The sequence below is a fragment of the Trabulsiella guamensis ATCC 49490 genome, assembly GCF_000734965.1.
Lineage (GTDB): Bacteria > Pseudomonadota > Gammaproteobacteria > Enterobacterales > Enterobacteriaceae > Trabulsiella > Trabulsiella guamensis.
In genome coordinates this window covers 1-8,844 of record NZ_JMTB01000069.1, presented here as the reverse complement: position 1 = coordinate 8,844, position 8,844 = coordinate 1, and the positions used below count along the sequence as shown (strand labels likewise).

Genomic DNA, 8,844 nt, shown 5'->3' with positions numbered 1-8,844 from the left:
CCCCCCGGCCTGCTCAATTTGCTTTGGGCAAATGTTCGCAGGTGGGCGCGGTCCCTGAAAATTAGCCGTTTCTTCGAAACTGAATTTTCTGTCCGCGCACCACTTCCTGCCTGGCCGTCTTAACAGTTTCTCCGAAACTGAAGCCGCCATTCAGGAAGCCTGAACGGCATCGTCTGTCGGTTCGGTGAAGGATGTGACAGTGGTCATGTCTGTGGCGTTTATATCCGGTCACAGGACAGAGCCTCGCGGTATTTATTTTCGGCCTCCCGTGCCTGAAAATAATGTTCATCGTCAGTGTGGATACCCCGGTATTCTGCATACAGCGTGAGTGTTTCAGCATCTTTTTCATTCAGGCTGTCAATATATTCACGCAGGCCGGTAATCAGCAGACTGACATAGATTGAATCATGAAGTCCGCTTCTTTTTTCCGCCGCCTGCGAAATACGGTTAAATACGGTCGTGACTGATATCCGGTCATGATGTCCGGAGTAAATATTACGGATAAATAAACCGGACGCGTTATTCATGGGGTGTTTCCTCCGGTGAATTTTTTTCACTGATGATAATATAATGCACAGTAACCGGTGAGCCCTTTACCTGCATTACTGTTTTTCGGAACAGGCGTCCCTGTCATTCATTTGGCAGATGCGCGTAATAACAGAAAGTAAATTCCCGCTTCCGGCGTTTTCTGTTATAACCGTTGTTGTTTGTTATGGATGTATTTATCGTAGTCACCTTTTTATTATTACGTGCGAAATGTCTGTCTGGAAAAATAAAGCGCGACTTTACGCGCTTTATTTATAGTCCGGTTCCTGTATCATCCTCTTACACGTCCGTATCGCGATAATATCTGGCTGACGGCATCCGGGGCTGCACTTTTGCACTGGCCGAGAAACTGTCTGCGCATATTCAGTGTTTTACCCGGACTGAAGCGATGATGTTTTTTAAACGCATTCATGCTGAAAAATTTTTTGACAGCACTGCGGCATTCCTGTTGTGAATGACCGGTGACTTCACCATACATACAGACGGTAACGTCACACGGGTCATTCGGGTCCACATTTTTACGGGCATTCACTGTGCCAGAAATAAAAATAAACAGGCACAGTGAAACCGCCACAGAAGTGATTTTTTTCATAATGTGTTCCTCACTGAAGAAAGAATTCGACCAGATGGTGATGATGCTAAAAAGGCTCCTTGAGTTTTTAACTGTCAGTTGATAGATTTGTTCTGCCGAAAAGATTAAGGCCGGTGTGGTTATTCCGGCCCTCGTGGTCGCATGAGATGAAGTCGGTGAGCATCAGACTCACCTAACCCACGGCACCAACATCAACCCGATGGATGGTGCCTCTTCTTTACGCGGAAGTACGCCGTCCATCCATAATTAAGGTATTTAAGATGGACAAACGTACGATTCTGGTTTCTCAGCTTTTAATGACATTTATGATGGCATTGTCCATGTCGGGCATTATGTTACTGATTGCCACAGGCCCGACAGCGCAGTGGTTTGAACTCTGGCCGCGACAGTTTCTGATGGCGTGGCCGATAGCTTTTATACTGACGATGATCGCCTGGCCTCTGTCCGTTAAGCTGGCTTATCTGATATGCAGACCTGCGACTCAGAATGTCAGTACCCTGGTTAACCAGCCAGACACAGATCTCTGAGTTCTTTCAGAAAGGCTGCTGAGCGCAGCCTTCTTCTTACATCAGTTATTCATGCGAAAGGTAAATGCGGGTTTCATTGCAGGCCAGGCAATTCAGGGCTGGCTGCCAGCCGATCACGCCCTGTGCACCATGCTGGCGCAGCCAGCCTTTTGCCCTGAACCAGTCAGCCGCCACGGGCGCTTCGACAACAATTCGTGTGGCATGCGCCACAGCATAATACTCGCCAGGCGTCCTGTCGGTATTCTGCGGGCTGAACGCCCGGATGACCACTGACCAGTAACCTGCCGGTGACGATGACGGAATGATGGTGTTGTTTTCCTGCCATTGCGGCAGCGTGGCATTGACCACCCTGCCGGGTGTGTCCCACGGCACAGGGGGCGGTGGCGGCGGTGATCCGCAGGCTGACAGCAACAGTGCAGTCAGAGGAATGATGATGTGTTGTCTCATGCCCGCATTTCCTCCATATAGTGGTGACGGTGCAGAGGGCGAAAATAGATGTCGTTCATCCGGCGCACGTTTCCGTCAAGATCGATGCTGACAATCACGTCCAGACTGTCCAGCACCCTGCGCAGCAGGAAGCTGTAGGGCAGACGGGCGCACTGAGGATTCTCATAACAGCGGGTGATAAAACCATCCACGGCCTCCCGCGCTGATCCCGCATGAATGGACGTCATGCTGCCTTCGTGGCCGGAGCCGGTGATTTTGAGAAAATCCCAGGCTTCACCGCCACGGACCTCGGTCAGCAGAATGCGGTCGGGGTTCATGCGGTAGTTCCAGCGCAGCAGGCTGGCCGGGGTGACAATCGACCCCGTTTCCCCGGCAGCTTCTGACGGGTAGAACAGATGGACGTAGTTTTTGTGTCTGAAGAAGCGGATCTCAGGGTTATCTTCAATCGTGGTGAGGCGAAGATGTTCAGGAATGTAATCCGCCAGCATCTTCATATAAGTGGTTTTGCCGGTGCTGGTCTCACCGGCAACGCCCAGCGTTTTGCCGTACCCGACGCATTTTTCCATAAACCGGGGAATGTCACGGGCGTTATACAGCGCCGTCAGCTCTTCATCGTGCGTCTGCGTTTGCTCAGTACCGGTCACCCGGTGATAAAATCCGTCACTGATATAGCGCTGATGCGGGATGTGTATCTGTGATGGCTTACGCAGGGTAATGGATACCGTGCCGCGCTCACAGGCCGGGGGCACGACAATCTGACAGCGCTCTCCGGATTCCAGCGTGGCCGACAGCCCTGGTTTGATATCCTCAATATTGTCGCCGTGGTGTTTTGCCAGACACCGGGCGAAGGCGTAACAGTCGTCATAGTCCAGGCTGACGGTGTGCTGCGTCCAGCGTCCGTCGATTTTTGTGAACAACTCACCAGGCCGGTTGACGGCGATTTCCGTGAGACCCGGCAGGGCGAGGAAATCGCCAAAAAAGCGTTGCCGGTAGCGCTCCAGAGAAAGGTTTTTAACGGTCATGTTTCATCCTCAGCGTGTAGATGGCTGAAAAATCGATGTCCTGCCCGGTGACCAGACTGATGATTTCGCCCTGGTTTTTGTACAGTGTGGGGGGGATGTTGATGCTGTTTTCCAGCGTGGTGCGGGCCATTTCCGCCATCGCCTGGCGGCTGTTTTCGGTGTAATCCGTGTTGCGATCCTTTTTACCTGCACTGTCGGATGCCCATGCGGCAATATCGGGGATCATACTAACCATCATGGCCCCGCCAAACCGCTGTCCGAAATGGCTGTCGATCCAGCCATCCACTCCGGCCTCTCCAAGCGGTCCGGCAGCACTGGTATCCACAAGCGGAATATCGAGATAAGGCGACTGGCGGCTACGTAGTTTCGTGATGATGATAAATGCGCGTCCCTGTCCGTGCTGCATACCATTTTCCCGGCCAGTCTGGTAAATCCCGCTGGCGGTCGTGCCTTTCTCAATCAGCTTTGTATTTCCGCTGGCGCTCCAGATGTCGCTGGTGACCGTACAGCGGATCTTCCCTGCCCGATCAGATACAAAACGATAATCCAGCGAACAGGGGATCGCGGTGTTTTCGGGGACATACAGGTCTGGATCATAAGGAATACGCCGTACCGGCTGCGTACCTGCGGTATCCGGCAGAGAGACCTTGCTGGTTTCTGCCATTCCGCCTGGTGATGAGGTGACTGCTGTCATCTCATCCTGCCGGGTGCGTACGGTTCTCTGTGTCCCTGCCGTATTTTCTCGTCGAACCAGAAAACGGGCTTTATCAAGCCGGTTGGTATCCGGTGTGATCGCCGGGGGCAGGTCTGTTTCCTGGCGTCGGGTCTGCGGTTCGTTTTCCGGCTGAACCGCCGTGTGCTGGCCCAGATCAGTACGCAATCGGTAGTCGGTTCTGCCCGGCGCTTCGGTCTCCGCCTGCTGCCTGGTTTCCGGTGGTTGCCTGATAAACGAGCGGTAGATCCAGTTGCTGCACCACGCCAGCACAATAAGGGCAACAGCCAGAAGGGCAAAAAGGGCAGTCGCCCTGCCGTGTCGGCGTTTTTTCAGCCGGGTGACGGCGGGGCGGATTTGCTCCTGTCCTTTATCTTCCTGCTGTGCCTGACGCAGTTCCGTCTCACGCCTTGCGCGGGCTTCACGTTCAGGCTCTGTCACGTTATCCTCTGCGGGTTCAGCGATTTTCACGTTGTCATTCATGGTGATCCTCCTGATGGTCAGGAACCGGTTTTTCCACGCGTTCAACCTGCGGGGAAACCGTCGTCCCGTCGGGGGGACGGATATGGCCCGCGCTGCGGTTTTCCACACCGACCACGGTATGACCCGAGCGCAGAACCAGACGGGGTGTGATTTCCTGAATAACCAGCACGGTGAAACTGCCCTGTTTTTGTATTCCGGTGTTGGTCGTCTGTTCCTGGCCGTCATTCCAGCGGAACACCGACGGAATACGTTTATGGGGGGAAAAGCCGAGGAATGTGAAACGTCCGTCGTCAAAGGCAAAATCGGGGGTAATCCCGTCACTGCCACGACCGGGATATTTCAGGAAATTCCAGTTGCGGGGGCGCTGTGCGGCGGACAGCGTTTTCTGTACTGCCATCCGTTCCTGTTGGTGTTGCCATTGTGCAAGGCGGCTGGCGGCATTGTTTTGCGCCTTATTTCTCGCGTCATCCGGGTAGCGAAATGTCACCTGAAAGGCGGACGGCTGAGCGGATGTGTCGTCGGTAACATTCAGTTCAAGATTATAGAAACGCCTGTTCGTGACCACAAACAGATTGGTTCGCCAGTCGCGCCCGTTGGGCGGAATGACGACCTGCGTGGTGTTACCGTCTTCACCGGGGGCACCCTGGACCAGCGCCACCGGGCGAACGGATACCCGGTTGGCGTCCGGCGTGGCTTCCCATGCCTCTTCAAAACCGGGACGGGCACTGAGAACAGCCTCATCGCTGTCAAAAACCAGCGTGGTCATAAAGCCCGCGCGGGTGTTAACGACGGTGACGTTCTGCGGATTGTAGATAACCTGCTGCATACGTGCGTCATAGCGACTGGCCTGGGGGATGGCTGCCCCCCAGGCTGTTTCAGCGGTTGCCAGTATGTACAGAATCAAAAGAATGGACAGGATATTTCGCATCACATTTCTCCCCGGATCTCGCGATCGGCCTGCCAGCTCGTGACGGTAAAGCCGGACCAGTTGATCTCGCGCTCTGCGTCACTCATCTCTTTTTCAGGAGCGGAGTGAAATGTCAGACGGGCGTTCCAGAACTCGGTACGGATGTGGTTATCGGCAAGGCGACGGATGATTTTTTTATAACGCAGGGTGGCGACCTTATCGGGGTCGGTACCGTCGGTCAGCATACTGGAGAGGATTTCAATTCTGATGCTGTGCGCTCCGTCCTGCCAGACCTTATCCGGAGCTGCCGGACCCGCATACAGGGCCAGATAGTCCCCGTTGACCTGGGGACTGTTGTAGATCTGCACCGTTTCGTAATCATCCTGAAGTGCCGGGTAAATATAGCGTTCACGCAGTCTGACATAGTTCGCGACCATCGCTTTCTGGTAAGCCGCTTCTGCGGTCAGCGCGGTTTTTGAGGCACGGGTGACGTGTTCCACCCTTCCAGTGTGGTTATCCACGGTGTATAACTCCACCACGGTCTGCTTCAGCGGCAGCATCAGAATGACGGCGACCAGCGCCAGAATGGCGGTCAGCAGACCCGCTGCACCGGTAATAAACCCTGCTTTCGCAGCGCGTTTATCCCGGTCATTCATGTATTGCTCAAAACTGAGCGCATCATTAATCAGGGACTGTTCACTCATAACGGGTTAACTCCGCGATTATATGTGGACTGTTGACGGGTTCCCCCTGGCCTCTGAAGGCCGGTTCGGGAGAAGGGGAGCGTGCGCAGCCGGATAACGCGCACAGCAGAGCCAGCGCAATTAAGCGTTTCATCGGATATTTCCTCAGAGTTGATAAGGCAGATGAAAACGGCGGTTATATTTTCATCGCTGATATACGGGGGAGTTACAGCTAAGGTGGTTTCGGGTCGGGATTAACAGGGCGGTTAAGAGTTCCGTGTGATGGAAGGGCCGGTCGGTGGTGCATGATGCCGCTGAACGGCATCAGCCCTTTCCTGGGCGAGTCTTCGGGCTTCGTTACGGGCCATTATCTGCTCAATGGCGTATTTTCGCGCCCTGGCAGCGTTATAGCCCGCGCCCCCACCGGGTGGCGGGCCAGCCTTACCCGTCCCGGCTGCTTTCCAGCCCTGAATATTGTCCTGGATGGCGCGGCGGGTATCGCTTCCCGCTCCCGAAGCCAGTTTTCCGGCACCAAAGAATGCTGCACCAAGACCGATGGCCGCGAGTCCCTGCATGGAGGCTGTTGCGCCCGCGCCAGCCAGTGCCCCGGCCAGTCTGGCAGAAAAATAAATAAGTACTGCTGCGCATATTCCTGCCAGAAAGACCTGAGCACCCAGTTCGACAATTGTCGACTGAGAAGCTACAGTTATCGCCTTTTTTAATACAGCGTTTAAATAGGTGATGACAATATTCAGGGATAATGCTGAAAACAAAACTGTTAATATCCCTGAAAAAATATTTTGCAGCCAGTTGTTAAACATCGGTCGTAAAAAGCCAAACATCAGGCAGAAAATAAATACCGGTGCCGTAATACCAAGTAATAAGATCATGATCTCCGCAATCATTGATACAAAAGCACAGACGATCATTAATACTGAAATACCACCCCATACGAATAACTGCGCCGTCATCCCTTCATCTTTTACGACTGTCGATTCATCCATATCATGAAGGGTTTTACCGAGAGTTTTGGCCTGACTCCATAAACTGTCGAGCAGTTGCCAGATATTCTCCCTGCCGGTAAAACCATCTTTGATCCCGTTGATCGCATCAATGATACCATCCAGATAACCATTCAGGTTAGCGACGAAAGAGAGAATAATCGCCATTCTCATCAGATCCCACATTACATCTTCCATCGGAGAGGACAGCTTCCCTGCCAGTGTTTGATAGCCACGCCACAGGATATAGAGGGTGGCTGATGCTGCCGCCAGCCCTGTCATCATTGTGGAATACTGCATCATTAATCCTTTGGTGGCATCTGTGACACCACCGATCAGGTATTTTTCAACACCAACAAAAATGCCGCCGCTCATATCTATTCCTCCAGGTTATTTAAATCGGGAGTTGGTGCATTTAATTGCTTTATCTGGTAATGAGCTTCATTAGCGTGTTTACAGTTTTCAGATGCAGAACCTGTTTTCTGGCACTTGTCATAAACTGTTTTTAATTCATCAGGATGATCCCGATACCACTTTGTGGTTTTTGCTTCATCCTCACAGCCAATGAGGATGAAAAATAAAAACACAGTTGCGAATGAAATGGTTTTATTTGAATGCATAATGGCCTCATATGTTATTCAGATCTGCGGTCGGTGCCGTTAATTGCTGCTGATTCCAGCGTTTAACACGCTCATTCTCAAGTACCTGTTCACGGTTTTCGGCGGCTTTTACGCTCATTTCCCACTGTGTGGTGAGCGTATTAAGCATAACAGATTTTAGCTGAATGGCATTTGCCAGGTCCTGAGACTCTTTTGTATCCACAGATAATGCCACTCTGTCTGACAGGGTATTAATTTCGCCCAGCATCTGGCTGACCTGCTTCTGTATTTCATCGGTCTGCTCAAACTGGACGGCCTTATTAATCACCTGCAGCCTGCAAATATCAGCCCAGGATTTTGACTGCTCAGCCTTGCAGGTATCGAATATTTTGTATTTCTCATACAGCGCGTCGAACTGCCCTGATGCACCGCCAGAGCGCAGCAGTTCGTTGAGCGCCTGACCCGGCTGACGCAGTTTTTCAAGATCGGACTTCAGGCTTCTGGCCTGGTCCACAAAACCGGCAATATCACGAATGCCGGTAGCCGTGGCAAGCTGCTCCTTATATGCCTGTATCTGGCTGCGGTAGTGCTGTGCGGTCTCCGCCCATTGTTTAAGTTTTTCGGTCCAGTGCGCCATTTCCTGCGCATTGGCAACCGCATCCACAACCGGAATACCGCTGGCACTGACTAGGGGGCTTGTCAGTACGCCGCACAATAAAAGCACGTTCAGGCGTTTTGTGTTTATGTTCATGATGTGACCTCATTACATTTGGCAGGGGAGTCAGAGTGCTTTTGCCAGGTAGGCATCCAGCCACTCATGCGGCTGCATTCCTTCCTGAAAAAGCGTGTCGAAGATCTGAAGGTTATCCGTGCTTCCGCTCATCACTTTTGTGTATTTTCCGATACCGGACAGGTCGAGCGTCACACGGGCAGCAAAGCGGCGGGTATCCCCGCGCCGGAACTGGTTTTTGACAACAACATACTGACGAGCCTGCGGATCGAGATGTTTCACTACGTCGAACACCTCCGGCTCAAACTTCATGCCGTCAACGTAGTGAACACGGTCTGCGCCGGGGTTGGCTGCCAGTATCTGTGTCCCGCACTGCTCAATCACCGCCGGGGCAATATCGTCCTGAATAATCTCAGCCGGTGACTGTGTGCCGACAACCAGCATCCCGTTGAGCTTACGGATGGTTTTCAGCCGGTTATACGCGAAGTCCTTAAATACCGGATCACGCAGCCACTTCCAGAACTCGTCCATAAAGATGACCAGGCGACGGCCATCAAGCAGACTGGTGATGCGGTACAGCAGGTAGAATGATATT

Annotated in this window: 11 protein-coding genes and 1 pseudogene; 1 reads left to right on the top strand and 11 read right to left on the bottom strand. The window is 52.7% G+C overall.

Annotation, left to right across the window (positions count from 1 at the left end; translation table 11 throughout):
- Positions 1–218 precede the first annotated feature (218 nt).
- Positions 219–527, bottom strand: a complete 309-nt coding sequence (locus GTGU_RS10335; protein ID WP_038156423.1) for a hypothetical protein — start codon at positions 525–527, stop codon at positions 219–221.
- 290 nt (positions 528–817) lie between these two features.
- Positions 818–1,024, bottom strand: a complete 207-nt coding sequence (locus GTGU_RS27025) for a hypothetical protein (RefSeq protein ID WP_425427426.1) — start codon at positions 1,022–1,024, stop codon at positions 818–820.
- A gap of 374 nt (positions 1,025–1,398) precedes the next feature.
- Between GTGU_RS27025 and GTGU_RS10325 the strand changes: the two genes are divergently transcribed.
- Positions 1,399–1,665 (top strand): DUF2798 domain-containing protein, encoded by a 267-nt coding sequence (locus tag GTGU_RS10325; protein WP_051857323.1) that lies wholly within the window; start codon positions 1,399–1,401, stop codon positions 1,663–1,665.
- A 45-nt stretch (positions 1,666–1,710) separates the two neighbouring features.
- Here GTGU_RS10325 and GTGU_RS10320 read toward each other — a convergent pair whose 3' ends face one another.
- The 9 genes and pseudogenes from GTGU_RS10320 to GTGU_RS10280 form a co-directional block, all read right to left on the bottom strand.
- On the bottom strand, positions 1,711–2,112 hold the full coding sequence (locus GTGU_RS10320; protein WP_038156418.1) for a cag pathogenicity island Cag12 family protein: 402 nt from the start codon (positions 2,110–2,112) through the stop codon (positions 1,711–1,713).
- A complete protein-coding gene (virB11, locus tag GTGU_RS10315; RefSeq protein WP_038156415.1) occupies positions 2,109–3,134 on the bottom strand; it encodes a P-type DNA transfer ATPase VirB11 in 1,026 nt (341 codons plus the stop codon). The genes GTGU_RS10320 and virB11 overlap by 4 nt, the downstream gene beginning before the upstream one ends.
- A complete protein-coding gene (gene virB10 / locus GTGU_RS10310; protein ID WP_038156414.1) occupies positions 3,124–4,329 on the bottom strand; it encodes a VirB10/TraB/TrbI family type IV secretion system protein in 1,206 nt (401 codons plus the stop codon). The genes virB11 and virB10 overlap by 11 nt, the downstream gene beginning before the upstream one ends.
- Entirely contained in the window at positions 4,322–5,257 is a 936-nt protein-coding gene (virB9, locus tag GTGU_RS10305) for a P-type conjugative transfer protein VirB9 (RefSeq protein ID WP_038156411.1), read from the bottom strand. The genes virB10 and virB9 overlap by 8 nt, the downstream gene beginning before the upstream one ends.
- Positions 5,257–5,940, bottom strand: coding sequence for a VirB8 family type IV secretion system protein (locus GTGU_RS10300; protein ID WP_038156409.1), 684 nt, complete (start codon positions 5,938–5,940; stop codon positions 5,257–5,259). The genes virB9 and GTGU_RS10300 overlap by 1 nt, the downstream gene beginning before the upstream one ends.
- Before the next feature lie 245 nt (positions 5,941–6,185).
- Entirely contained in the window at positions 6,186–7,295 is a 1,110-nt protein-coding gene (locus tag GTGU_RS10295) for a TrbL/VirB6 family protein (RefSeq protein WP_038156406.1), read from the bottom strand.
- A 2-nt stretch (positions 7,296–7,297) separates the two neighbouring features.
- Positions 7,298–7,540, bottom strand: coding sequence for an EexN family lipoprotein (locus GTGU_RS10290; RefSeq protein ID WP_038156404.1), 243 nt, complete (start codon positions 7,538–7,540; stop codon positions 7,298–7,300).
- Positions 7,541–7,547: 7 nt separating this feature from the next.
- Positions 7,548–8,270 (bottom strand): TrbJ/VirB5 family protein, encoded by a 723-nt coding sequence (locus GTGU_RS10285; RefSeq protein WP_038156402.1) that lies wholly within the window; start codon positions 8,268–8,270, stop codon positions 7,548–7,550.
- A gap of 30 nt (positions 8,271–8,300) precedes the next feature.
- Positions 8,301–8,844, bottom strand: a pseudogene (locus GTGU_RS10280) (VirB4 family type IV secretion/conjugal transfer ATPase); the annotation flags it as partial.